Below are 1,031 nucleotides of genomic sequence, written 5' to 3'. Positions count from 1 at the left end.
TCCTGGCTCTGCGTATTCGGAATGACGATGATGGTGCGAAAGCCGAGAGCATTTCCGACCAGAGCGAGACCGATGCCCGTGTTTCCCGCCGTGCCCTCGACAATGACGCCGCCAGGCTTCAGGGCACCACGAGCCATCGCGTCGCGGATGATGAACAGAGCCGCCCGATCCTTCACGGACTGACCCGGATTCATGAACTCCGCTTTGCCGAGGATCGTGCATCCAGTCAGTTCCGATGCACGACGAAGCTTGATGAGAGGCGTGTTGCCGATGGCGGCCAGAACGTCGGACTTGATGATCATCGGAGGGCTTTCGTGGGGTGTCGGTTCGGCTGTCTGGAACTGCCCCTTAGCCCATACCGCGCCATTCGCAGGCAGTAAATCACATAACCTGTATGCAAATATAGCAATTCAGCATCCCTTGACGTGTGTTTAGAAAAAGCACATTTGAGATGGCAAGGCGCGTATGTCGCCCGCCAGTCCGTTTTCAGGCAATCGAAGGAAGGAAGACAGATGTCGGGCTCCGCCGCCGTCTCCTCGGCCCCGATCCGTGCTCGTTCAGGGCCCGGAATCAACGTGCCCGCGTCCCTTATCGCAGGCTTCGCCATTCTCGCGGGCGCCGCGATCGTCGGATCGATCGTCAACCCCCGTCAGGCCGCCCTCTACGTTCTCGGGGCGGCGCTCGGACTGGTGCTCTATCACGCCGCCTTCGGCTTCACGTCCGCCTGGCGGGTTTTCATCGCAGATCGCCGCGGCGAAGGCCTGCGCGCGCAGATGGTCATGCTCGCCGTCGCCAGCATTTTATTCTTTCCGGTCCTGGCGTCCGGCACTCTGTTTGGTCAACCCGTCGCCGGGCTGGTTTCCCCGGCCGGGATCTCGGTGGTGTTCGGCGCTTTCATCTTCGGCGTCGGGATGCAACTCGGCGGAGGCTGCGCCTCCGGGACGCTCTACACGGTGGGCGGCGGATCGACGCGCATGTTGATCACACTGGCAGCCTTCATCGCCGGCTCCGCCATCGGCGCGGCTCACCTG

The 1,031-nt window shown here is 62.3% G+C and carries 2 protein-coding genes; one reads left to right on the top strand and one right to left on the bottom strand.

All coding sequences use genetic code 11. From position 1 onward, the window contains the following. Positions 1 to 302, bottom strand: a 302-nt coding sequence (locus AC1DT3_RS22425; protein WP_477467376.1) for a pyridoxal-phosphate dependent enzyme, incomplete at its 3' end; no start/stop codon positions are given. 210 nt (positions 303 to 512) lie between these two features. Between AC1DT3_RS22425 and AC1DT3_RS22420 the strand changes: the two genes are divergently transcribed. Then, a partial coding sequence (locus tag AC1DT3_RS22420; protein ID WP_477467375.1) for a YeeE/YedE thiosulfate transporter family protein occupies positions 513 to 1,031 on the top strand: 519 nt, incomplete at its 3' end.

The organism is Microvirga sp. P4_G7 (genome assembly GCF_056401005.1).
Note: the sequence above shows the minus strand (reverse complement) of the source record. Positions and strands in the feature narration are given on the sequence as shown.